This is a genomic window from Rhizobium sp. P2_G2 (genome assembly GCF_056403555.1).
The window spans coordinates 14270-38359 of record NZ_JBFUFF010000047.1 but is presented as its reverse complement, the minus strand read 5'-3'; the positions used below and the strand labels follow the sequence as shown (position 1 = coordinate 38359).

The 24090-nt window shown below is 60.2% G+C and carries 22 protein-coding genes and 1 pseudogene; 4 read left to right on the top strand and 19 right to left on the bottom strand.

Annotated features, from left to right (window positions below; translation table 11 throughout):
- Positions 1-7: 7 nt before the first annotated feature.
- The 10 genes from AC1D06_RS26045 to AC1D06_RS26000 all read right to left on the bottom strand — a co-directional run bounded on the left by AC1D06_RS26045 (position 8) and on the right by AC1D06_RS26000 (position 12988).
- Complete coding sequence (locus AC1D06_RS26045) at positions 8-2146, bottom strand: AMP-binding protein (RefSeq protein WP_477988685.1); 2139 nt, start codon at positions 2144-2146, stop codon at positions 8-10.
- A 294-nt stretch (positions 2147-2440) separates the two neighbouring features.
- Positions 2441-3178 (bottom strand): SDR family NAD(P)-dependent oxidoreductase, encoded by a 738-nt coding sequence (locus tag AC1D06_RS26040; RefSeq protein ID WP_477876443.1) that lies wholly within the window; start codon positions 3176-3178, stop codon positions 2441-2443.
- Positions 3179-3183: 5 nt separating this feature from the next.
- Positions 3184-4650: an amidophosphoribosyltransferase gene (gene purF, locus AC1D06_RS26035; protein ID WP_477876442.1), complete on the bottom strand. Its 1467-nt coding sequence runs from the start codon at positions 4648-4650 to the stop codon at positions 3184-3186.
- A 197-nt stretch (positions 4651-4847) separates the two neighbouring features.
- Positions 4848-5495, bottom strand: coding sequence for a CvpA family protein (locus tag AC1D06_RS26030; RefSeq protein WP_477876441.1), 648 nt, complete (start codon positions 5493-5495; stop codon positions 4848-4850).
- An 88-nt stretch (positions 5496-5583) separates the two neighbouring features.
- Entirely contained in the window at positions 5584-6987 is a 1404-nt protein-coding gene (gene radA / locus AC1D06_RS26025; RefSeq protein ID WP_477988684.1) for a DNA repair protein RadA, read from the bottom strand.
- Positions 6987-7304: a type II toxin-antitoxin system RelE/ParE family toxin gene (locus tag AC1D06_RS26020; protein WP_477876439.1), complete on the bottom strand. Its 318-nt coding sequence runs from the start codon at positions 7302-7304 to the stop codon at positions 6987-6989. Before AC1D06_RS26020 ends, radA begins: the two co-directional genes overlap by 1 nt.
- Positions 7301-7564: a type II toxin-antitoxin system ParD family antitoxin gene (locus AC1D06_RS26015; RefSeq protein ID WP_477876438.1), complete on the bottom strand. Its 264-nt coding sequence runs from the start codon at positions 7562-7564 to the stop codon at positions 7301-7303. The genes AC1D06_RS26020 and AC1D06_RS26015 overlap by 4 nt, the downstream gene beginning before the upstream one ends.
- Before the next feature lie 89 nt (positions 7565-7653).
- Positions 7654-8184: a regulatory protein RecX gene (locus AC1D06_RS26010; protein ID WP_477876574.1), complete on the bottom strand. Its 531-nt coding sequence runs from the start codon at positions 8182-8184 to the stop codon at positions 7654-7656.
- A gap of 72 nt (positions 8185-8256) precedes the next feature.
- Positions 8257-10146: an ABCB family ABC transporter ATP-binding protein/permease gene (locus AC1D06_RS26005; RefSeq protein WP_477876437.1), complete on the bottom strand. Its 1890-nt coding sequence runs from the start codon at positions 10144-10146 to the stop codon at positions 8257-8259.
- 163 nt (positions 10147-10309) lie between these two features.
- Complete coding sequence (locus AC1D06_RS26000; protein WP_477988681.1) at positions 10310-12988, bottom strand: LysM peptidoglycan-binding domain-containing protein; 2679 nt, start codon at positions 12986-12988, stop codon at positions 10310-10312.
- A 158-nt stretch (positions 12989-13146) separates the two neighbouring features.
- On the opposite strand from AC1D06_RS26000, the gene AC1D06_RS25995 reads away from it, so the two are divergent.
- Positions 13147-13758 (top strand): LOG family protein, encoded by a 612-nt coding sequence (locus AC1D06_RS25995; protein ID WP_477988679.1) that lies wholly within the window; start codon positions 13147-13149, stop codon positions 13756-13758.
- 6 nt (positions 13759-13764) lie between these two features.
- On the opposite strand, the gene rarD is transcribed toward AC1D06_RS25995, so the two are convergent.
- The 8 genes from rarD to cysS all read right to left on the bottom strand — a co-directional run bounded on the left by rarD (position 13765) and on the right by cysS (position 20755).
- Positions 13765-14679, bottom strand: a complete 915-nt coding sequence (rarD, locus tag AC1D06_RS25990; protein ID WP_477876434.1) for an EamA family transporter RarD — start codon at positions 14677-14679, stop codon at positions 13765-13767.
- A gap of 161 nt (positions 14680-14840) precedes the next feature.
- Positions 14841-16460, bottom strand: a complete 1620-nt coding sequence (cimA, locus tag AC1D06_RS25985) for a citramalate synthase (RefSeq protein ID WP_477876433.1) — start codon at positions 16458-16460, stop codon at positions 14841-14843.
- Between the two features lie 54 nt (positions 16461-16514).
- Entirely contained in the window at positions 16515-16898 is a 384-nt protein-coding gene (locus AC1D06_RS25980) for a VOC family protein (protein WP_477988677.1), read from the bottom strand.
- A 30-nt stretch (positions 16899-16928) separates the two neighbouring features.
- Positions 16929-17885: a prolyl aminopeptidase gene (pip, locus tag AC1D06_RS25975; RefSeq protein WP_477876431.1), complete on the bottom strand. Its 957-nt coding sequence runs from the start codon at positions 17883-17885 to the stop codon at positions 16929-16931.
- Positions 17882-18376 carry a GFA family protein gene (locus AC1D06_RS25970; protein ID WP_477876430.1) on the bottom strand — a complete coding sequence of 165 codons (495 nt, stop codon included), beginning with the start codon at positions 18374-18376 and terminating at the stop codon, positions 17882-17884. The genes pip and AC1D06_RS25970 overlap by 4 nt, the downstream gene beginning before the upstream one ends.
- Complete coding sequence (locus tag AC1D06_RS25965; protein ID WP_477876429.1) at positions 18373-18891, bottom strand: GFA family protein; 519 nt, start codon at positions 18889-18891, stop codon at positions 18373-18375. The genes AC1D06_RS25970 and AC1D06_RS25965 overlap by 4 nt, the downstream gene beginning before the upstream one ends.
- Positions 18888-19355, bottom strand: coding sequence for a GFA family protein (locus AC1D06_RS25960; RefSeq protein ID WP_477876428.1), 468 nt, complete (start codon positions 19353-19355; stop codon positions 18888-18890). Before AC1D06_RS25960 ends, AC1D06_RS25965 begins: the two co-directional genes overlap by 4 nt.
- A complete protein-coding gene (gene cysS / locus AC1D06_RS25955) occupies positions 19352-20755 on the bottom strand; it encodes a cysteine--tRNA ligase (RefSeq protein ID WP_477988674.1) in 1404 nt (467 codons plus the stop codon). The genes AC1D06_RS25960 and cysS overlap by 4 nt, the downstream gene beginning before the upstream one ends.
- Before the next feature lie 350 nt (positions 20756-21105).
- Here cysS and AC1D06_RS25950 point away from each other — a divergent pair, with 350 nt between their 5' ends.
- Positions 21106-21273 (top strand): hypothetical protein, encoded by a 168-nt coding sequence (locus AC1D06_RS25950; protein ID WP_477876426.1) that lies wholly within the window; start codon positions 21106-21108, stop codon positions 21271-21273.
- Between the two features lie 3 nt (positions 21274-21276).
- Here the strand turns inward: AC1D06_RS25950 and AC1D06_RS25945 are convergent, their stop codons facing one another.
- Positions 21277-21888, bottom strand: a complete 612-nt coding sequence (locus tag AC1D06_RS25945) for a LysE/ArgO family amino acid transporter (protein ID WP_477876573.1) — start codon at positions 21886-21888, stop codon at positions 21277-21279.
- A gap of 656 nt (positions 21889-22544) precedes the next feature.
- Between AC1D06_RS25945 and AC1D06_RS25940 the strand changes: the two genes are divergently transcribed.
- Together AC1D06_RS25940 and AC1D06_RS25935 are read left to right on the top strand one after the other, a co-directional pair.
- Positions 22545-23789, top strand: a complete 1245-nt coding sequence (locus AC1D06_RS25940) for a calcium-binding protein (RefSeq protein WP_477988673.1) — start codon at positions 22545-22547, stop codon at positions 23787-23789.
- 151 nt (positions 23790-23940) lie between these two features.
- Positions 23941-24074 (top strand): annotated as a pseudogene (locus AC1D06_RS25935) (IS6 family transposase); the annotation flags it as partial.
- Between the last annotated feature and the right edge of the window lie 16 nt (positions 24075-24090).

Below are 24090 nucleotides of genomic sequence, written 5' to 3'. Positions count from 1 at the left end.
CGACATGCTAGGTCTTGATCCGCGAAAGCGCCAACGCCTGGGTGCTCGGATAGTCGGTCTTGCCGCTACCGAGCAAGGGAATCGCCTCTATCGGGATGATGTCGTCAGGAAGCATGAGTTCCGGCGCACCGCTGCGTCTGGCATGGGTAATGAGATCATGCCTGTCGGCCGGATGCTGGGTGGTGACCAGCACGATGCGCTCGCCGCGCCGCGGATCTGGAATTGCCACGGCGGCGTGCTGGGCATCCGGCCAGAGTTGCTGCGCCAGCGCCTCCACGGCGCTGAGAGACACCATTTCGCCGGCAATCTTGGCAAAGCGCTTGGCGCGGCCCCTGATGGTGATGAAGCCGCGCATATCGATCGAAACGATGTCGCCGGTGTCGTACCACTTGCCGGGCAGCGGCTGCAGCACGCCCGGCTTGTCGGCAAGCAGATAGCCGAGCATCAGGTTCGGGCCCATGATCTGCAGCCGCCCCCCCTCTTCGATACCCTCGACCGGTTCCAGACGCATCTCCATGCCGGAGAGCAACCTGCCGACCGAGCCTTCCTTTAAGAAGTTCGCAGAATTGACGGCGACGACGGGCGAGGCCTCGGTCAGACCATAGCCCTCGACGATCAGTGCGCCAAAACGCTCGGCATAAACCTTGCGCGTGTCCGGCTTGACCGCTTCGGCGCCGGCGACGATCATACGCACGCTGTCGAAATCGCCATCCCGTGCCGCACGCGCGTAGCCGTGCAAGAAAGTGTCTGTGCCGAACATGACGGTTGGAGCAGTCTTTCGTGCCGTGGCCGGGATCATCTTGTAATGCAGCGGTGACGGATAGAGATAGAGCCGGATGCCGTAGAGCAGCGGCAGCACCATGCCCCCCAGAAGACCGAAGGAATGGAAGAGCGGCAGCACGTTGAACAGGCTATCGGCCGGTGAAATATCGACCCGGCAATCGGCCTGGGCGGCGTTGGCGACGAGATTGCGCGACGACAACGCCACCCCTTTCGGCACGCCCTCGGACCCTGAAGTGAAGAGAATGACAGCGACGTCCTCCGCGCGGGTCTTGCTCACGGCACGCCGGCAAGAGAGAAAGGCTTTGAATTTTTCCAGCGAGCCGATCTCCTTGCGGAGATCTTCGAGATAGACCACTGCCGTTCCGTTGGCGCGCATATGCGCCACGAGGTCCTGCAGATCGGCCTTTTCGATGAAAGCCCGCGACGACAGGACGGTACGGATCGCCGCGGTGTTGATTGCTGATGTGACTGCGGTCGGACCAGCCGTATAGTTCAGCACAGCGGCCGGGCGGCCGGCGGAAAAAAGCCCAGAAATCGCCAGCACCGCTCCGCTGGCATTGGGCAGCAGCACGCCGACTGGTTCGCGCGGACGTGTCATGGCCGCGAAACGGACGGCCAAGACCCGTGCGCCGATCAGCAATTGCCGATAAGTGAGACGCGCGCCGAGTGAATCTTCAAGGATCTTGCGGCCCAGTCCATTGACCCGGGCGGCCGTCGACAGGGACTGAAACAGCGTCTGCGACAGATTCACCGATCGGAATTTTGCCAGCATCAGGCCGTCCAGCAGATGGTCCGCCAAGATGGTGGTATCCGCCTCATTGGCGATCAATGGTGGAGCAGCGGTGACGACGATCTGCGGCAGAATGCTGCGCGGAGCCTGCTCCTCGGGCCAGAGCGACAGCAGCGAAAGCCGCGTGCCGCGAATGAAGATCGGCAGGATGCGCGCACCCGTTTCCCTTGCAAGGGCGCCGACCTGGTCGAGGCGGGCCATCGTCTCCGGACTGGCCTCGACTTCCTTCGGAACATGGAGGCAGATATGGCCCCGGCCGACCACAACCGAGCGCATCAATATCAAGAGCTGCTCGGCATCGCCAGAAAGATCCAAATGAAAGGTGCCTAGCGGAAGGCAGGCTTTCAACAGCGGACGGTCAAGTTTCGATTGCCGTGAAACGAGGTAAATGGTCGATCCCGTCAGGATCGTCCCCTGGTCGAAGCCCTCGAAGCGCATGCCGAAGGCGAATTTGAACAGCGTGCGCCAGAAGGATTGGCCATAAGTCAGACCCGTCCGCGCCTTCTCCCGCCAGGCCGAAATGGCCCAGGCGAGAATAGCGGCTCCGACAACAGCAATGACCGCGTGTAACACCAGATCCCCCAAGACTCCGTCTTACCAGTCTGGCAAAAAATTAGAGGAAATTGAAGGTCGTAGCGACGGGCTTTTAGGATATTCCCGGAAAGCATCTGGATGATAAACAGGCGCCTGCAGCAAATATGCCAGCACTACGGGTGGCGGCAGCCATCCAGATCAGACGCGACAAGACTTCACGATGGCGCAGCGACGTTCGTCGAAAAGAATATCACACCTGACCAGGCGCCGGCAGCAGAGCCGATTCGGCGCCGGTCGACGCGGTCGGCGCCGCGACGGTAAACGACCTGCGCTTCACTCAGGGAGCTTGTAGTCGGCGAAGCGTTTCTCGCGGACGATGTAGAGCTTGCCGGTCTCGGTCATGTCGGGGCCGGTCAAGCCGGCAATTTCGCGGGCAACTTCGCGCGGATGCGGCAATGTTTCCGGATCTTCGCCGGGATAGGCTTGCGCCCGCATGGCCGTCCGCGTGCCGCCCGGGTCAACGCTGATCACCCTCAGCGGCAGGCGTTCGCTCTCATAGGCCCAGGTGCGCGTCAGCGCCTCGACCGCAGCCTTCGAGGCCGAATAGGCGCCCCAGAAGGGTTTGCACTTGTGCGCCAGGCTGGAGGTCAGGATGAGCGCCCTGCCCTGGTCGGATTTCTGCATCAGCGGATCGACGGAACGGATCAACCGCCACGTCGCCGTGACATTCACCGTCATTACCTTCTCGAAGGTCTTGGCCTCGAAATGGCCGATCGGCGAAATGCCGCCGAGCACACCGGCATTGGCGACGAGGATATCGAGCTTGCCCCAGCGTTCGAAAATCGCGCCGCCGAGTGCGTCGATGGCCGCCATGTCGGCGAGGTCGAACGGTACCAGGGTGGCGCTGCCACCTTCGGCGCGGATGGCGTCATCGAGCTCTTCAAGACCGCCGACCGTGCGGGCGCAGGCGACGACATGCGCGCCCTTTTTCGCCAGTTCGAGCGCCGTAAAATAGCCGATGCCACGCGAGGCACCGGTGACCACCGCGATGCGGCCGGAAAGATCAGACATTCTTGTTATCCGTTATACGCCAGAAGATCGAGCGTGCGGATATTGTTCACGCCTTCCTGGTCGGTCAACTGGGTCGGATACTGGCTGGTGAAACAGGCGTCACAGAACTGGGGACAGCTGTTGTTGCGCGAAGGCTCCTTGACCGCACGGTAAAGGCCGTCGATCGACAGGAAGGAGAGCGAATCGACCTTGATATAGGCAGCCATTTCCTCGATCGACATGCGCGACGCAAGCAGCTTGGATTTTTCCGGCGTGTCGACGCCATAGAAGCAGGACGACATGGTCGGCGGCGAGGCGATGCGCATATGCACTTCCTTGGCGCCGCAATCGCGGACAAGCTGGACGATCTTCTGCGAGGTTGTTCCGCGGACGATCGAATCATCGACAAGGACGACGCGCTTACCCTCGATGGTGCGGCGGTTGGGATTGTGCTTGAGCTTGACGCCCATGTGGCGGATCGACGCCGTCGGCTGGATGAAGGTGCGACCAACATAATGGTTGCGAATGATGCCGAGCTCGAACGGAATGCCCGATTCCTGCGAGAAGCCGATCGCCGCCGGCACGCCGGAATCCGGTACCGGGATGACGATATCCGCATCTACCCCGGCCTCGCGGGCGAGTTCGATACCGATCTGCTTGCGCGCTTCATAGACATTGCGACCGTCGACGATCGAATCGGGACGGGCGAAATAGACATATTCGAAAATGCAGAAGCGCGGGCTTTGCTTGTCGAACGGAAACAGGCTTTCAATGCCTTTCTCGGTGACAATGACCACTTCGCCCGGCTTGATGTCGCGAACGTAGCGGGCACCGATAATGTCGAGCGCACAGGTCTCGGACGCCAGGATATAGGCGCCGTCGAGGTCACCCAGCACCAGCGGCCGGATGCCGAGCGGATCGCGCGCGCCGATCATCTTTTTCTGCGACAGGCCGACCAGCGAATAAGCACCTTCGAGCTGCGACAACGCATCAATGAAGCGCGCGACGAGATGATCCTGCTTGCTCATCGCGATCAGGTGCAGGATGGTCTCGGTGTCCGAGGTCGACTGGAAGATTGCCCCCTGCCGCTGCAGGTTTTTTTGCAGTGTCAGCGCATTGGTGATGTTGCCGTTATGGGCCACGGCGAAGCCGCCGCCGGCCAGTTCGGCGAAAAAGGGTTGGACGTTGCGCAAGCCCGCGCCGCCCGTCGTCGCATAGCGCACATGGCCGATGGAGCGAGAACCGGGCAAACGCTCCAGCACCGCCGAATTGGTGAAAGTGTCACCGACGAGGCCGACATGGCGCTCGATGCGGAACTGCTTGCCGTCGAAGGAAACAATACCTGCCGCTTCCTGGCCCCGGTGCTGCAGCGCATGCAGGCCGAGCGTCACGACGGCTGCCGCCTCGGGCTTGCCAAAAATGCCGAATACGCCGCATTCGTCATGAAATGCGTCGGCCTCGTTCTCGTCGATCAGAGAAACGTCTTCGTTCATCGATGTGCAGCCTTCGGCTCGTTGGGAGACAGGAGGGCAAAGCCCGTTCATTCATCCATTCGGCGAGATAGATCTCAACCTTGACAGAAGCCGGGAACATAAGAAAAAGCAAGGCAATTTCAAGTCGTCCCGGCCGATTGCGCGCCAGATTCTCGTGCTTTGCACCGCATGCTTAACGGCATGCCGTCACAATGTCGTTACTGCTGCGTCGTCGCCGGCTTGTTGGCATTGTCGTCGGCCGGCGCAGTGTCCGTGGCATTGTTGTCGTCCGCCGGCGCCGTGTCCGAATCCGCCGGTGCATTTGCATTGGCGGGCGTCTTGTCGCTGTTCATCTTCTCTTCGATCTTCTTGCGCAGCAGGGCCGCGATATCTTCCGGCAGCGCCGCCTTCAGCTTCTCGCCGAGATTATCGAGAAAGGGCTTGGACTTGGCATTGGCCACCCAGGCAGGATGCTTTTCCTTCGGCACCCATTCATTGAAGAACTGCACGGCGACAACAATGATCAGGATACCACGCGCGGCGCCAAAGATGAAGCCCAGCGTGCGGTCGAGCGCACCGATGCGGCTGTCGATGATCATATCGGCAATGCGCATGGTAATGAAGGAGATGACGATCAGCGCAACCAGGAAAATAATGGCGGCCGAGGCGATGATGGCGAACTTGTCCTCATGGATAAAGTTCTTCGCGTAAGGCACGCCGTAGGGATAGAGCTTATAGGCGGCGTAGGCCGAGCCGACCCAGCTCACCACAGAAAGCACTTCGCGCGAAAAGCCGCGCACCATGGCGAGCACGGCAGAAAACAGCGCCACACCGAGGACAATACCGTCAAAAGCTGTAATGGGCATAAAGTCTTCTCCAATACGGCGCGTATGTCCATTCAACGCCACTCGTCCCTCAAGGCACCTATAGCATCGGCGCGCGGAAACGAAAGCCTCAATCCTCTGCCGGGTCCTCCGGACCCACATGTTTCGATCCGGCGATCTTCACCACGAGGTCCATAAGACCTTCGATCGCGCTCCAGCCGCCGGCCGGCGATTTTGACAGCTCAGCCGAACCATCGGCAAGCACCGCCTTTTGAAAGCCGAGCTTTTCGGCTTCCTTAAGGCGCAACCCCGTGTGGCTCACCGGCCTGACCGCCCCCGAGAGGCTGATTTCGCCGAAATAGACGCAATCCTGCGGAAGAGCAAGACCGGCCAGCGACGAAACCAGGGCCGCGGCCACGGCGATGTCGGCGGCCGGTTCGGAAATGCGATAGCCGCCCGCAACATTGAGGTAGACGTCGTAATTGCCAAGCCGCACACGGCAATGCGCCTCGAGCACGGCGAGAATCATCGCCAGCCGGCTCTGGTCCCAGCCAACCACCGCACGGCGCGGTGTGCCCAGCGAGGTTGGCGCCACCAGCGCCTGCACTTCGACCAGCACCGGCCGCGTGCCTTCGATGCCCGCGAAGACCGCAGCCCCAGGCGCCTTGGCATTGCGTTCGCCGAGGAAAAGTTCCGACGGGTTGGAGACTTCGCGCAGGCCCTTGTCGGACATTTCGAAAACGCCGATCTCGTCGGTCGGCCCGAAGCGGTTCTTGACCGTACGCATAATGCGGTAGTGGTGACCTCGATCTCCCTCGAAATAAAGCACGGCGTCGACCATATGTTCAACGACACGCGGACCTGCGATCTGGCCGTCTTTCGTGACGTGGCCGACCAGCACGATTGCCGCTCCCGTCTGTTTGGCGAAACGGATCATCGCCTGGACGCCAACGCGTACCTGGGTCACCGTGCCGGGCGCAGCGTCGGCGACATCGCTCCACAGCGTCTGGATCGAATCAATGATGACGAGGTCGGGACGCGGGCCATCGGCGAGCGTGGCGAGAATATCCTCGACATTGGTTTCAGCGGCGAGCAGCACACCGGTGTCGGCGGCATCGAGCCGCTGGGCGCGTAGCCGGACCTGTGCCACCGCCTCTTCGCCCGAGACATAGATGACGCGGTTGCCGCGGCGGGCCAGAGCGGCGGCCGCCTGCATAAGCAGTGTCGACTTGCCGATACCGGGATCGCCGCCGATCAGCACCGCCGAGCCGCGCACGAAACCGCCACCGGTCACTCGGTCAAGTTCGGAAATGCCGCTTTCGATGCGAGGCGCATACTCGACTTCGCCCGAGAGCGTGGTCAGCGTCACCGCCCTACCCTTCTTCGGCGTCCTGGCTGGTCCGCCGCCGATACCGCCGGTCGGGTCTTCTTCGATGATCGTGTTCCAGGCGCCGCAACCGTCGCACTTACCCACCCAGCGGGAATGCACGGTGCCGCAATTCTGGCAGATGAACTGGGTTTTGGATTTGGCCATCAATCTTCAGCACCCGGAGCGAAAAGCTCTGAGTTCACTTCCTGTCTTCCGTGGAGAATTCTGATTATCTGCATGTCGCCGGCATCGACACGGAAGTAAATGCACCTATCTTTGAACGGGAACGCACGCAATCCCGGAGAAAGCCACTCGCGCGACACTCCGGTATTTCCGGACGAAGCGAGCGAAACAATCTTATTTTCGATGGCAGCTACCATATGCGTCGCGGCCGCTGGGTCCTTCTCTAAAAGATAGCAGTAGATACCAGCGAGATCGCGGAGTGCACGCTTCGAATAATGAAACTGCAGCTTCCGGATCACTTGAGCGCTTTGGCGTTTTCTACGATATAGCGCGTCAGGTCGCCGGGTTTATCGAAGGTCATATAGTCCCCACGTGCTATATCCGCATCCCCTTCGGCAATCAGCCTGCGAAGCTCTCGCAGCTTCGTTTCCCGCTCAAGTGCCTCGAGGCCGGCGCGAACGACCGCGTTCTCATCGGAAAAATTACCGGCGGCAATTTGCTCGGCAATGAACTCCTCTCGCTCGCTTGGAATTGAAACGCTGATTGTCCTATCGTCCATCGGCCACCTGCCATTGCTTCGGTTCCAACAAGCTAGCAAAACAAGAACAAAATAGCAACTTACTTACTGACAATTGTGCTGCAGGACATTCAATCATCCCGATCGTCGGTCGCGGCAGGACCGCCGAGGATCAGATCCTCGGCCTGCTCCCGGGTCATCGACAGGACTCGACGGCCGGTGTCGTAGCTGAACCCCGTGCGAGCGAGGGAGGCCATCTCCTTGACGAAGCGATCATTATCCGCGTCCTGCGGTCGGAACGGGCCTAGTCCGCGCTTGCGTGCATAGATGGCGGCTGAATAGAGATCGTCGGCATTCGCCACAGCCTGACGTGCGATATCTGAGCTTATGCCCTTGACCGATAATTTCTGCGCGATCGCTCGGCGCGACTTGCCGCCGCGCGACCCCGAACGCGTGCTGACCTCGGCAAATGTTTTGTCGTCGAGCGCCTGCAGCTCATAACCAAAGCGAACGGCCGCCTCGACGAGCGCGGCGACCTGCGATGCAGTAATGTCCTCGAACTTCTGTGCCGCCTTGCGGCGAATCGCATCGCGAAGCTGCTTTTCGCTCATCATCGCTTTCGAAAGCCGGTAGGCTGCCGAGTTGCGAGCCCATTTGAGCATCCGCGCCGTAGGCCCAGCCTCTGCCGGGTCTTCGTGATCAGATTCCAGGTTTTGCGACACCACGCGCTGCTATCACTCCGCCGCTGGTACGCGCCGCTCGACCACGCCGAGGTCATCTTCCTCGCGCACCTTCTTCAGGTGCTCCTCGGCTTCGGTGGCTTCAAGCTGGCGGTTCCACATCGAAGCGTAGAGACCGCCATGAGCCAGGAGTTCAGAATGCTTGCCGCGTTCGGCGATGCCGCCGTCCTTGAGCACGATGATCTCGTCGGCCTTGACCACTGTGGAAAGGCGGTGAGCGATCACCAGCGTCGTGCGATTCCTGGACACTTCATCCAATGCCGTCTGGATTTCTTGTTCAGTGCGCGTGTCGAGCGCCGAGGTCGCCTCGTCGAGAATGAGGATCGGTGGCGATTTGAGAACAGTGCGGGCGATCGCTACGCGCTGCTTTTCGCCGCCCGAGAGTTTCAGACCGCGCTCGCCGACCATGGACCTATAGCCTTCCGGCAGCGCCTTGATGAAGGTGCCGACCTGGGCGATGTCGGCGGCGCGCTCGATTTCCTCCTGCGTCGCCGAGGGACGGCCATAGCGGATGTTATAGGCAATGGTGTCGTTGAATAGCACCGTGTCCTGCGGCACCATGCCGATGGCCGCGCGCAGGCTTTTTTGCGTCAGGCCGCGCACGTCCTGGCCGTCGATCGTGATCGAGCCTTGCTGGACGTCGTAGAAGCGGTAGAGCAACCTGGAAATGGTCGACTTGCCGGCACCGGAAGGGCCGACGACAGCCACGGTGTTGCCGGCAGGAACGTCGAACGAGATACCCTTCAGGATCGGCCGGTTCGAATCATAGGCGAAGTGCACATTCTTGAAGGAGATCGCACCAGATTCGATCTCCAACTGCCTGGCGTCCGGCGCATCGACGATTTCGGGGCCGACACCGAGGAGATCGAACATCTGCTCGATGTCGGTCAAGCCCTGACGGATTTCACGATAGACGAAGCCGATGAAATTGAGTGGCACGGAAAGCTGCATCAGCATGACATTGATGAAGACGAAGTCGCCGATCGTCTGTTCGCCACGCTGCACGGCCAGCGCCGACATGACCATCATCGCCATGGTTCCAATGCCGAAGATCACGCCCTGGCCAAAATTCAGCCAGCCGAGCGAGGTCCAGACCTGCGTCGCCGTCTTTTCGTAGCGCGCCATCGAGACGTCGAAGCGCTTTGCTTCCATCTCCTCGTTGCCGAAATATTTCACAGTTTCGAAATTGAGCAGCGAGTCGATCGCCTTGGTATTGGCGTCGGTGTCGCTGTCGTTCATTTCCTTGCGGATGTTGATCCGCCAGTCGCTGGCGCGAATGGTGAACCAGATATAGATCCACACCGTCAGTGCCGTGACGAACAGATAGGAGAAGCCGTAGCCCCACCAGAAGATCACCGCCGTCAGGATGAATTCAATGATCGTCGGCACGGTATTGAGGATGGTGAAGCGGACAATCGTCTCGATGCCCTTGGTGCCGCGCTCGATAATGCGCGAGAGCCCGCCGGTGCGGCGTTCGAGATGGAAACGCAATGACAGCTGGTGCAGATGGACGAACGTCTTGTAAGCGAGCTGACGCACGGCATGTTGGCCAACGCTGGCGAACATCGCGTCACGCAACTGGTTGAGGCCCCATTGCACCAGGCGCGCAACGTTATAGGCGATCACCAGCATGATGGCGCCAAGCATGAAGGTCGGCATCCAGCCAAGGCCGGTGAATTTGCCATTCAGTGCATTGGTCGACCATTTGAAGAAATACGGGACGAGCAGCAGGACGGCCTTGGACACCAGGAGAATGACGGTTGCCCACACGACGCGGGCCTTCAGGTCCGGCCGTCCCGAGGGCCACATATAAGGCCACAGATTGACGATGGTCTGAAGCGTCTTGCCGGAATCGCCGGAGACCTTCTTGTCGTTGCCCGCCATGCCCACACCATGATCGATTACGATGACAGACAGCGGCGCCCCTTGCGGGACGCCGCGCCTGCAGGTCAAATAGGATCATGTGCGGTATTTGACAACCGCCCGGCGCGGGAATTTGGAAGTCGCCATCCAGATTTCTGGACAGCAGCGTCTCGCCAGACGTTGTTCAGCGTTTCCGCTGCTCCATGCGCTCGCGATGCAGTTCCTCGGAATTCGGCAGATATTTTTCCGGAACGCCGAAAATCTGGCCGGGCATGATCCGGTCAGGGTTGGCGATCTGATCCTGGTTGGCGAGATAGATCGTCGTATAGCGCACGCCGAGGCCATAGGCACGCCGCGAAATCTGCCAGAGCGTGTCGCCGCGGCGGATGATAACCGACGCCGAAGCGCTTGGCTTGAGAGGCGCCTGTTCGATGACCTTGGGCTGGTTCTGGTCGACCGCGGCGACTTCGGCGCTCTGCTTCGCCGGTTGCTGATTGGCGGGCTTCGTTTCGGTCGAAGCGCTTTGCTTGTCGACCGCCTTCGCCTCGGGCGTAGCCTTGTCTACCGCTTCCATGCTCTCGCTCGGCTTGGCAGCTTCGGCCTGTTCGTCCGTTACAGTCTTCGACGGCGCGGTCGCCCGGTCGGAGTTCTCCTTTGCCGCGACAGTCTTCTTGGATGCGGCAACTTCCATCACCGGCGCCACTGCCGAGGTCACAGCCGCGTCAATCGAATTGAGAGCCGTTTTCACGGCATTGGGATCCTGCGGCAGCGATTTCAGCAGCGCCAGCGCCTGGGCAGCCTTGCCGGCCGTCTTGTCGGCCATTTCCTTGGCCATCGGATCTTCGTCGGCGCCGATCTTGATCTGCGACAACGTCTTCAGCGCGATCTCGGTCGCCGAGCGCGCCGCAGCCAGTTCATCAAGCGTCGGCGTACGGCCGGAGACATAGAGCCCCTTGAGCAGCGCGATTGCCTTGCCGGCCTCTTCGCGCGCCTTGTCATATTCGCCGTCGGCGAGCGGCTGCATCTTGGCCTCGGCCGGCGCAGTGTCGCCGTTGACGGCGGCCAGTTGCTCGCCTTCGGGGCGGAAGAACGGCACCGAAGCGCGGAATTCGACGCGTTTGCCGTCCTTGCTCAGCACATCAGCACGGATCGTATGGGCGCCAACCGAAAGCGGCAGGCGATTGTCGGCGACGAAACGGCCATTGGCGTCGGTTGCGACTTCCGCCACCAGCTTGTCGTCGGCATAGACCCGCACGACCGATTTCGGACGTGCCGAACCCGCGACGAAGATCTTGTCGCCTTCGATTTCCACGGCGTTCACCAACACTTCCGGCGCATGCATCGTCTTTGCCGATGTGGATGCTTCGGTGGAAACGACCTTCACATCGTTGGTTGCCGGCTTGGTCTTGTCCGTATTCAGATCCGCAGTCTCGGTTTGGTTCACCGCAGCTTCCGGCGCCTTGGAGGCGTCTTTTGTCTCGGCGGAGTCAGCCGGCTTGGCCGTGTCTGCGGCAGATGCCGTATCAGTTGGTTTGGTTTGTGTCTCCGCCTTGGCAGTTTCGGTGGACTTCGCCTTGTCAGCCGGCTTTGCCTCTTCCGCCTTTGCCGTTTCGACGGGCTTCGCGGTCTCCTGGGCCTTGGCGTTTTCGGCAGACTTGGTCGCGTCGGCTGATTTTGCAGTCTCCGCCTTTGCTGTGTCCACCGGCTTCACCGTCGACGCCTGTTCGGTCTTGCTCTCGGCGCCAGTTGTCGTCTTCGCAGACTGGTCAGTTGTCTTCGTCTCTGCAGCGGGTTTGTTTTCCGTGTTCTGCGCGACAACGGTCTCCTGCTTGGCTGCCGGCTTGGCATCAGGCATTTCCATGATGCGCGACGGCTCACCCGGCTTGGTCACCATGGCGAGAAGTTGGCCCGACTTGTCGGCCGGAATGGAAACAGTGGCGACTTCTGCGGAGGCGACCTGCTTGCCATCCTTGCCGGTGAGCCGGATCACCAGTTGGTGATCACCCGCCTTGAGCGGATTGTCGAGCACGGCGACGAAATCACCCGTATTTCCCGCATCGGTGGACGCGATGACCGTGTTGCCGTCCAGGACGTCGACCTTCGAATTTGGTTTAGCCTTGCCGGCAATAAGCGTCGAGCCGTCCTTCTCGACACGCAGCACGTCGAAGGTGGGCAGCGACGTGTCCGCCGTCTGCTGCATTTGATCAGCCTTTGCCTGATCGGCAGGCTTGGCGTTGTTGTCAGCCTTGGCGACGTCTGATGTCGCGGCATCGCGGGCTGGCGCAGGCTTGCCTTCCAACGCCGCCATCATCGCCGTCTTCATATGGACGAAGCCTTTGCTGGCACTGTCGGGGTCGGTAGGCATTGCATCCAGCGTGTCGAGCGCGGTCTTCGCGCCGTTGGAGACATTGGCCACAATGGCTGCCGTCTGGGCATCCATGCCGTTGGCCGCCGTCATTTCGCTGGCATTCTTCAGCGCCGCGGCAAGTTTGGCGCGCGCGGCGGCAAGCTGTTCGGCAGTCGGCCGTTTGCCGTCGGCAAACAGAGCCTCGAATTCGGCGGCAGCCGTTTCGCCGTCGGTCTTGACGCGCGCCATCTTCTGCAACAGCACGGTCTTCGGGTCGTCCGCCTTCTGCGCGACCTCGGTCTTGGCCTTTTCCGTCGTTTGCTGTGCTTGTCCGGCAACCTGGTCGATGGTCTTCTGCACCGTGTCCGAAGCCTTATCCATCGTCTCGCCGGCCTGCTTGGCGAGTTGGTCGATAGCCTTCTTGCCACCGGATTGCGGCAGCACCACGAAATACATCACCGCGGCGGCGACAGCTACGACAACCAGAGCGACCCAGACGGCGCCGTTTCTCTTCATCTCTATCTCCGGGCGGCCAAATTCCGCCATCTTCCTGATGAAACTGCTAGCGTTTTCATATTCTATTCTCAAGCATTTCCGGGTCTTACGCACGGAGTATAGCAGCTTTTCCGTCATTTTTCTTGACTGCACCGGCCGCTCATAGTCATTTCGGCGATATGAACGCGAAAAATGTGCCGATTCGATCCGTCTGCGTCTATTGTGGCTCACAGCCCGGCCGCAATCCACTCTATATCGAGGCAGGCCGCGCGCTCGGCAGGTCGATTGCCGAACATGGTCTTCGTCTCGTCTATGGCGGCGGCACCCGCGGCATCATGGGCGCGGTAGCCTCGGGTGTCATGTCGAATGGCGGCCAGGTGCTCGGCATCATCCCCGAATTCCTGATGGACAAGGAAGCATCGAAGCATTCGCTGGGCGCGCTCACCGAGGTCGTCGTGACCGAGAACATGCATCAGCGCAAGCATCRCATGTTCGAGGAGGCCGATGCCTTCGTCACGCTGCCGGGCGGCATCGGCACGCTCGAGGAAATCGTCGAGATCATGACCTGGGGCCAGCTCGGCCGCCATCGCAAGCCGATGGTTTTCGCCAATATCAACAAGTTCTGGGAGCCGATGCTGCAGCTCGTGGACCATATGGCCAGCGAAGGCTTCATCCATACCGCTCATCTCGTCAAGCCGATGATAATCGACAATGTTGATGACATCGTGCCGGCGATCCTTGCCGCCGGCGGCTCCGAGGTCGGCAGGTCCGACGTTTTGGCGCGGATGTAAGCGGCGCTAGCTGCGCTGGCGTGCCCTGAACATCGAATAGGTGTAGACGATCAGCGCCGCCCAGATAAAGACGAAGGCGATCAGCTTGCCGGTGTCGAACGGCTCGTGGAACAGGAAGATGGCCATCAGGAAGACGATCGTCGGCGCGATATATTGCATGATCGCGATGGTCGAGAGTTTCAGGAGTTTGGCGCCATTGGCGTAGATCATCAGCGGCACCGCGGTGATCACGCCGGCCAGCATCAGGAGCGCGGTGTGGCGAGAACTGCCGCCGCTGAGGAAGTGACCGCTTCCGATCGCTTCAAGATAGGTGATGTAGGCTAAGGCAGGTCCGACGAGCAGCAGAACTTCGAGGAAGAAGCCCTGATTGGGGCCAAGCGGCAGGCGCCGCTTGAAGAAGGCATAGAAGCCCCAGGTCAGCGCCAATACCAGTGATATCCATGGAAGGCCGCCGGCGTCATAAGCCAGGATGGCAACGGCGATCGCCGCAAGGCCCACTGCGACGAGCTTCAGGCCGGACAGCCTCTCGCCCAGCAAGACTGCGGCAATAATGATCGAGACCAGCGGATTGATGTAATAACCCAGCGCCGCCTCAAGTGTATGGCCCGAACCGATAGCATAGACATAGGTCAGCCAGTTGACGCTGACGAAAGCCGCCGGGATCATTGCCATGCCGATCATCCGCGGCTGTCGCAGCAGGGCTCCGACATCGCCGATACGGCCGCGGAAAGCGAGTATGGCACCGGCGATCGGCAGCGACCAGAGGACGCGATGCGCGACCACTTCGAGTGGCGGGATGGCCTCGACCGCCTTGATATAGATTGGCAGCACGCCCCAGAGGAGATAGGCCGTCAGCGCATAAAGGAAGCCCGGCAGCGTGTCCTCGCCTGCGGCCGCTGAAGTCGAATCCGTGCTTGCCATCGCTTGTCCTCTTTCAGCCGGATTTAGGAGACGACAACGGCAAGCACCAATTCATTCGGTTGATGATCGGATCAATTCTTCGAAAGTGACGGCTAACGAAGACAACCAGGGGCGTTTGTTATCCACCCTTCGCGAACGCTACGCCGATATCGAATTGCTCCCTATTCCGCCGCGATCTGGCCGGCCTGGTCGCGATTCTTCATCAGCTTGTAGATGATCGAGTCCATCAGCGCCTGGAAGGAGGCGTCGATGACGTTGTCGGAAACACCCACAGTCCACCAGCGGGCATCGGTCGCGTCGGTGGATTCGATCAGCACGCGGGTAATGGCTTCCGTGCCGCCGTTGAGGATACGGACCTTGAAGTCGGCGAGCACGAGATCGGCGATCTCGTCCTGGAACTTGCCGAGATCCTTGCGCAGCGCGAGGTCGAGTGCGTTGACGGGGCCGTGAATGCTTTCGGCCACCGACATGCGGCTCTCGCCGTCGACAGTGATTTTCACCACCGCTTCCGACACGGTCTTCAAATTTCCGTTGGCGTCGAAGCGGCGCTCGACCATGACCCGGAAACCCTCGACCTTGAAGAAATCCGGCACCGAGCCGAGGATGCGGCGGGCGAGCATTTCGAAGCTCGCGTCGGCTCCCTCATAGGCATAGCCGGAGGCTTCGCGTTCCTTGACCACACCGATCAGCTGGTCGAGGCGCGGATCATCCTTGCCGACAATGATGCCGCGACGCTTGAGCGCATTAATGAAATTGGACTTTCCGCCCTGGTCGGAGACCATGACCTTGCGCAGGTTACCGACCGTTTCGGGCGGCACATGCTCATAGGTGCGTGGGTCTTTGAGCAAAGCCGAAGCATGGATGCCGGCCTTGGTGGCAAAAGCCGAGGCGCCGACATAGGGCGACTGATGATCCGGCGAGCGGTTCAGCATTTCGTCGAAGGCGTGGCTGAGGCCGGTCAGCCCCTGCAGCTTTTCCGCATCGATGCCGGTCTCAAAGCGTTCGTTGTAGACAGGTTTGAGCACCAAAGTCGGGATCAAGGTCACCAGATTGGTGTTGCCGCAACGTTCGCCGATGCCGTTAAGCGTGCCCTGCACCTGCCGCACGCCGGCTTCGACGGCGGCGAGCGCATTGGCGACGGCCTGGCCGGTGTCGTTGTGCGGGTGGATGCCGAGATGGTCGCCGGGCACGCCCGACGCGATGACATCGGCAACGATATCGCGGATTTCCTGCGGCTGCGTGCCGCCATTGGTGTCGCAGAGCACCACCCAGCGGGCGCCAGCGCCGAAAGCGGTCTTTGCACAGGCCAACGCATAGTCGCGATTGGCCTTGTAGCCGTCGAAGAAATGCTCGCAATCGATCATCGCTTCCTTGCCGGCGGCGACCGCAGCCTTCACCGACTGCTCGATCGATTCCAGGTTTTCTTCGTTCGTACAGCCGAGTGCCACCTTGACGTGATAGTCCCAACTCTTGGCAACGAAACAGATGGCATCCGATTTGGCCTGCAGCAGCACTGCCATGCCCGGATCGTTGGAGACCGAGATGCCGGCGCGCTTGGTCATGCCGAAGGCGACGAAGGAGGCGCCCGTCGTGCGCTTCTTCTCGAAGAATTTCGTGTCGGTCGGATTGGCGCCGGGATAGCCGCCCTCGACATAATCGAGGCCGAAATTGTCGAGCATGGTCGCAATGGCGATCTTGTCCTCGACCGAGAAATCGATGCCCGGCGTCTGCTGGCCGTCCCGCAAAGTGGTGTCGAAGAGATAGATGCGTTCCTTGGACATGTCGCTATTCCTGAGATCAATAAACGTCCGGACCGTCAGAATCCGGAAAACCCGTTACTCCGGCCGATGGCAGACGGCTTCGATATTGTTGCCATCGGGATCGCGCACGAAGGCGCCATAATAATTCGCATGGTAGTGCGGGCGCAGGCCGGGGCCGCCGTTGTCGATGCCGCCGGCCGCCATCGCCGCCATATAGAAGGCGTCCACTTCCGCGCGCGAATTGGCGGAGAAAGCCATATGCACCGACGGCACCTGCTTTTCGCCTTCATGCAGCCAGAAGGTCGGACGCTCGCGGCCATAGCCGGCGACATGCACGCCATTGGTATATTCCATCGGCGCCTTCATCAGCATCGAAGCGCCGAGCGGTGCCAGCGCTGCGTCATAGAATGCCTTGGCGGTGTCGAAATTCGAAACACTCAATCCGGTATGGTCTATCATGTCATCGCTCCCATCATGCACCGAAAGAGATCAGCCCTGTTTTCCGGCATATTTGTCGGTCGCCCGGATCAACTGGTCGAGAATGCCGGGCTCGGAATAGGCGTGTCCCGCCCCCTCGATCAGGTGAAAATCGGCTTGCGGCCAGGCCTTGTGCAGCGCCCAGGCGTATTTTGCCGGGCACGGCATGTCGTAGCGGCCGTGGATGATCGTGCCGGGAATGTCGGCGAGCCGATGCGCATCGCGCAGCAATTGCCCTTCTTCCAGCCAGCAGGCATTGACGAAATAATGGTTCTCCAAACGGGCGAAAGCCAGGGCATAGTCCGCATCCAGGAAGGTATCGGCCGTCGACGGCTCCGGCAGCAAGGTAATCACCTCGCCCTCGAAAATGCTCCAGGCCTTGGCCGCTTCGATCTGCTTGGTGCGGTCACTGCCCATCAGCAGGCGATTGTAAGCGGCCATCATATCGTGGCGTTCGTCTTCCGGGATCGGCGCAACGAAACGCTCCCACTTGTCGGGAAACATTTCCGAGACGCCGAATTGGTAGAACCATTCGAGCTCGGGTCGCGTGCACATATAAATGCCGCGGACGACAAGCTCGGTCACCCGTTCCGGATATTTTTCCGCATAGGCGAGCGCCAAAGTCGAGCCCCAGGAGCCGCCGAAGACCAGCCACTTGTCGACGCCGGTTTTTTGGCGCAGCCGCTCGATGTCGGCCACCAGATGCCAGGTCGTGTTGTTGTCGATCGAGGCATGCGGGGTGGACCTGCCGCAGCCGCGCTGGTCGAACAGCATCACGTCGTAAAGTCTTGGGTCGAACAGCCGGCGGTGATGGGCGGAAATGCCGCCGCCAGGTCCGCCATGCAGGAACACGGCCGGCTTGGCGCCCCTGGTGCCAGAGCGCTCGTAGTAAACCCGGTGGCCGTCGCCAGCATCGAGATAGCCGGTCTCATAGGCCTCGATCTCGGGATAGAGCGTGCGCAATGTCATCGGCTGTTCCTTTGCGGCCATGTCTCGGTGTCATGGTCGGGATGCTGGCGATTGGTGTTGGCTATGGCCGCGTAACGCTCCGTCTCATCCGCTGGCGTCTCATCGCCGGCGCTTTCGGGGAGCCTATCGAGGCCGGCAAACCAGCACGGCTTGGCATAGATGTCGGATTGCCATTCCGGCGGCACGGCAGTGGGATGATCAAGCGTGCCGAGCAGCAAGGCGATATGGCTGCCGCCCACCTCCTGATAGAAGAGCGGCGTGCCACACTGGCTGCAGAAGCCGCGGCGGACGAGATCGGACGAATTGAACCAGGATGGTTCGCCGCGCGTCAGCACCAGATCTTCATTGGAAACGCCGCCAAGTGCGGCAAAATAATTGCCTACGGCCTTCTGGCACATGCGGCAGAAGCACAGATGCGGGCTTGCCGGCCGCGCCATCGCCCGATAGCGCACCGCTCCGCATTGGCATCCGCCGCTGAACGTGCCGGTCATACGCCCTCCTCGCGCGGCCGCCAATGATCGACATTGTCGGCTGTGCGTGCTCTCCAATCAGTCGTGTCGCGATCGGGGTGCTGATAGTTGACGATGTCGGCGAGATAGGGCGCGTTGGCGAGATCGGCTTGCGTCTCCTCCTCGGGCAATTCATGCAGATGGTCGACATAGCCAATCTTGGCTTCGACGCCGAATTGCACGACGGGCTTTACCCGGCCCGGCTCGTCGAAGGCGCCGATCGCCAGGCCAACGCCGTCGGGCGCTTCGAAGCAAAGCGGCGTGCCGCAGTTCTCACAGAAACCGCGCTTCACATGGTTCGAGGATTGGAAATATTTTGGCTTTCCGCGGGTCCAGGTCAGTACTGCTCTGCCGGTGCCGACCAGAGGCGCATAATAATTGCCGAACGCCTTCTGGCACATACGACAATGGCAGATCGACGCCTCGCCGAGCTTGCCACCGACATTGAAACGCACTGCGCCGCACTGGCAGCCACCGCTATAATCCTCGTCCGTCATTTGTCCTCCTCGGGCCAGTGGTCCGTATCGTGATCGGGATGCTGCCAACTTTCGATCGCGGCATGCATGGCCTCGACCTCGGGATTGTCGAGAACTGGCTGCTGGAACAGATGGTCGATCCAGGGAAGCCGCTTCTTGTGATTGACCTGAATCTGCGGCTCCAGCAATTCAGGATGGTCGAAGGCGCCGATGGCGATCTCGATGCCTTCCTTCAGATGATAGGTCAGCGGCGTGCCGCATTTGTTGCAGAAGCCGCGCCGGACTTTTGCGGAAGAGCGAAACAGGGTCGGCGCGCCGCGTGTCCACTCGAGATGCGCGTGGTCGGCCGTCACCAGCGGGCCGAAGAAGCTGCCAAACGCCTTCTGGCACATGCGGCAATGACAGATCGAAGGACGGCCGAGCTTGCCGGCGCGGAAACGGACCGCGCCGCATTGGCAGCCGCCGGACATTGGTTGATCGCTCACCGCTTCACCTCCCAGGTCGTCACACGTTCGCCGGTCGCCGCATCCTTGCCGTCCTTGAGCTGGATGCCCTTGGCGAGAAGGTCGTTGCGGATCTTGTCGGCTTCAGCGAAGTTCTTGGCCTTCAACATCTCCAGACGGAGTTGAATGATCGATTCAACGCTCTCCGCCAAGGCCGTTGAAATCTCCGGCTTTTTCAGCGCAATGCCCAGCAGTGCCGCGCTCGCGGCAAATTCCGGAGCGTCCGTGAGTGCATGCAAGGCTTGAACGGCAGCAACCGTGTTCAAGTCGTCGGCAAGGGCGGCCAGGACGCTTTCATGCGGCGCAGCGCTCGCATCGCCATCGACAGGCCATTTGGCCAGGAGGCGTTCGGCCTCCTCCAGCCGCTTGACGCTGAAATCGATCGGCTCGCGATAGTGCGTCATCAGCATGGCCAGCCTGAGCACCTCGCCCGGCCATTTCCGATCGCCGAACTTCTCCATCTCCAGCAATTCGTGGATCGTGACGAAATTGCCTTCCGACTTCGACATCTTGCGGCCTTCCACCTGCACAAAGCCATTGTGCATCCAGACATTGGCCATGACCGCCGTGCCATGGGCGCAGCGCGACTGGGCGATCTCGTTTTCATGATGCGGGAAGATCAGATCGAGGCCGCCACCATGAATGTCGAAAACCTCGCCCAGGAAGGCTTCCGACATGGCCGAGCATTCGATATGCCAGCCGGGGCGGCCGAAAATCGTCGCCTTTTCGCCGGCAGCCGCAAACTCACCGTTCCAGCCGGGCTGATCGGCGGCGGATTCCTTCCAGAGGACGAAATCGGCCGGGTTCTTCTTGTGTGCCTCGACGGCGACGCGGGCGCCGGCCTGCTGGTCCTCGAGCTTGCGCTTCGACAGCTGGCCATAGTCCGGCATGGAGCCGGTCGAAAACAGCACCTCCCTGCCCTCGGCGCCGGTGGCGATATAGGCATGGCCGCGGTCGAGAAGCTGCTGAATGATTTTCACCATGCCGGCGATGTGCTCGGTGGCGCGTGGTTCCCGGGTTGGCTGCAGGCAGCCCAGCGCCGTCACATCCTTCTCGTACTGGTTCTTGGTCTTTTCCGTCACCTGGCGGATCGCGGCATTGAGGTCCATGCCGGGAAAGTCGCGTAGCGCCCGGGCATTGATCTTGTCATCGACGTCGGTGATGTTGCGCACATATTTGACGTTGCTCTCGCCATAGACATGCCGGAGCAGCCGGAAGAGCACGTCGAAGACGATGGCCGGGCGGGCATTGCCGATATGGGCGAAATCATAGACCGTCGGGCCGCAGACATACATGCGCACATTGGCCGGATCGATCGGCTGGAAGGGCGCCTTTTCCCGCGTCAGCGTGTTGTAGAGCTTCAATGTCGGCTGCTCGGCCATTCCTGTCTCCCGTTCGAGCATATGCACCATAGCCGGCTGGCTGGGGCGTTTTGAGCTCTTGGGGTGTCAGGAGACGAAAACGGCCGGGCCAGCGTTCAGGCTAGCGAATAATAATCCGGCAAATGCAGAGGCGCGTTTTCATGGCGTCCTTATCGCGCGTTCAACGACTTCGGTCAAGGGCGTTGTTGGCGGGGGAGAAAGGCAAAATGTGTTACTTTAGTAACAGCTTACCATAGTAAGGCCGCTATGATGCGCTATGTCCATTTCTGTTCGCTCAACCGCCATGCTTTTGTCCAAATCGACAGGGCATAGAAGGATCAGCAAACATCAGAAAACACATGAGGCTTATCATGCAAAAGACTGAAAATAGTAAACAATCTCTTAACGAACTTCTGAGCAACTACGGCCCGGTCGGTCCCCGCCATCTGCTTGCCGCCGCGATGCTGATGCGTCCGCGCGCCGAGGAGAAGAAAGGCGACAAGCAACCGGAGAAGAAGTCCGACAAGGCCGCAGCCTGAGGCTTAACGGAAGAGACTGAAAACGAGGCTTATGGCGAGGGTCGCCATCACGATGCCGATAATGACATCGAGTACCCGCCAAGCGGCGGGTCTGGCGAAGATTGGTTGCAGCAGCCGGGCGCCATAGCCCAGCCCGAAGAACCAGATGAAGGATGCGAGCGCCGCACCAATGCCGTATCCAAGTCGCGCATAGCCCGAAAATTGCGCCGACAGGCTGCCCAGCAGCACCACTGTATCCAGATAGACATGCGGGTTGAGAAAGGTGAAGGCCAGGCACGCCGCCACCGCCGCGCCAAGGTTCGCCGCATCGCCCTCGGCTGCCTTCATCACTTCAGTATGCAGCGCCCGCCGGAAGGCAATCACCGAATAGGCCGCCAGGAACAAAGCACCGAAAATCGTCACCGCCTTGATCAGCACCGGCGCCTGCGCCACCAGCGTGCCGAGCCCGCCGACACCGAGCGCGATCAGCACCGCATCTGCCAGCGCGCAGATCAGGCAGAGGATGAACATGTGCTGCCGCAGCAGCCCCTGCCGGAGGATGAAGGCGTTCTGGGCGCCGATGGCGATAATGAGGGAGGCTCCGAGCAGGAAGCCGGAGAGTGCGGCATGGAGGATGGGCATGAAGGCTAGCTATTCTCGTGTTTCAACCAATCTTCCGGCCTTCTCCTTTGATGGGCGACGGCAGCGACGGAGAGGCCGTATTCGGAAGGTTCGTAGATGATCACATACCTGCGTTCCACTAGAATTCTGGCGTTCGGACCAAGATTTGGACGCCAAGCACCGTGTCGCCGGCGACAACGGCCAGGTGGGCACGGACGATAAGCGTCCCGATCATGACAATTTCCCCCGCTGATCCCTTATGCTTTCGTCATAGACCTTCCGTCGATTTCATAACGTTTGCAACGTGCCCCAAACGCTGCTCACCGTGGCATGAAATGATGGGTTCAGCTAAAAGTGAAAATCGTCAGCTTCAATACTTTTCTGTGCAACGTCATCCAGCAGAATAGTATCGTTCTTATTCAAAATCGCATAATGGCTGGTGGAATCGATGACGGCTGTTCCAATTGGATCGGAATAGTCGAGCCCATAGATTACTGCAATCGTGCGCCATCTGCTACAGGCGACAATGGACAATACACTACATCGTTAGCGTCTGTGGCGCATCTCCAGCGCCGTTTTGTGCTGAAACAATTGAAACAACTTGGTCAGCTTGTGAAATCATCCCGAAACAGACGGGGCAGAAAACCTCTCCACCAACAAGGAGAAGTCCAATGATCATCAAAGAAATACCCACACAGACGACCGAGTTCGACATCAACAATTCCGACGAAAAGTGGATCCTGAAATCAGGCTCCACGCTCGAAAGCCAGACCCGCGGCATCGACGAGAACCAAGTCTGGCACGACAACATCATCGCCGTGAACGGCCACATCACCGCCAGCGAGCTCGGATACGCTGGTATCTTCTCCGAAGGCACCAACACATCGGTGACAATCGGGAAATCTGGTGGCGTCGATGGCTACTATGGCGTTGACGGCTATGGCGAGAGCTTCAATCTGGTCAATCGCGGTACGATCCACGGCCAGGCCACCGCCGCTGCTATCACGGGAGACGGCAGCAGAATCGTCAATTTCGGTGGCATCAGTGGCACGAAACTCGAAATGTACGGCGACAACGAATATCTTATCAATCATGGAGCAATCCAGACGCAGATCACTGCAATTGACGCCGACAAGCTCAGCATCGTTCTGGATAAGGGCAGCGACCTGGTCCATTCGGGGGCGACCATGGATATTTCCAGCCTCGCCGGCGAGACGGCCCATATCGTCAACAAGGGCATCATCGACGCGACCACCTGGGCTTTGCATAGCACCGACGGCGATGAAACCGTGATCAACCGGGGCACGATGAAGGGCAAGATTGCGCTGGGCGACGGCAATGACGTGTTTGATAATCGCGGTGGCAAGATCGACCATGCGATTCACGGCGAGGCCGGCAGCGATACATTCATCATCGACAGCAAGACCAGGATCATCGAAGATGTCGGCGGCGGCGGCAGTGACAGCATCAAGTCGACCATCTCCGTCTCGCTGTCGTCGGGACTCTATGGTGGCCAGGAAATCGAAAACGTTTTCCTTCTCGGATCCAAGAACCTGCATGCCACCGGCAACGGCCTGCACAACTATCTTGAGGGCAATGCAGGCGACAATGTTCTGTCCGGCATGGCCGGGCAGGATGTCCTTTGGGGCGGCCACGGTAACGATCGGCTGACCGGCGGCGCCGACGACGACTTCTTCTATTTCAAGCCGCATAGCGACCGGGAGGTCATCACCGACTTTGAGGATGGCCACGACAAGCTCCTGTTTGTGGCGGGCACGGACATCACCAGCGTCAAGGATCTGCTCCAGCATCACACGCATCAAGTCGGTGGGGATCTGGTGATTTCTGGCGATGGCACTGAAATGGTGCTTCAGGGCATCCACAGGGCCGATTTCGATAGTGCCGATTTCCTGTGAGGTGGCATTGATTCTTGAATAGCGGCCGGCATGGCAGACCCATTCCGGCCGCGGGTATGAAGGGGCGAGCCAATATGCCGGCGACCACGATGGCGGTGCGAACGCTCCCGGCAATGACAAGCTGGATGGCAAGGGCGGCAATGACATCCTGATCGGCGGCTTCCAATCCTTCAGCACGGCGCCGCGAACGATTGCCGGGTTCAAAGCGACGCTATGGCTGAGGAAGGGTTCGGATTCACTGGTGATTGGGCCGTCAACGACCAGAACAATCTGCTCGCATGCCTCTGCCGCTCCATCTGGT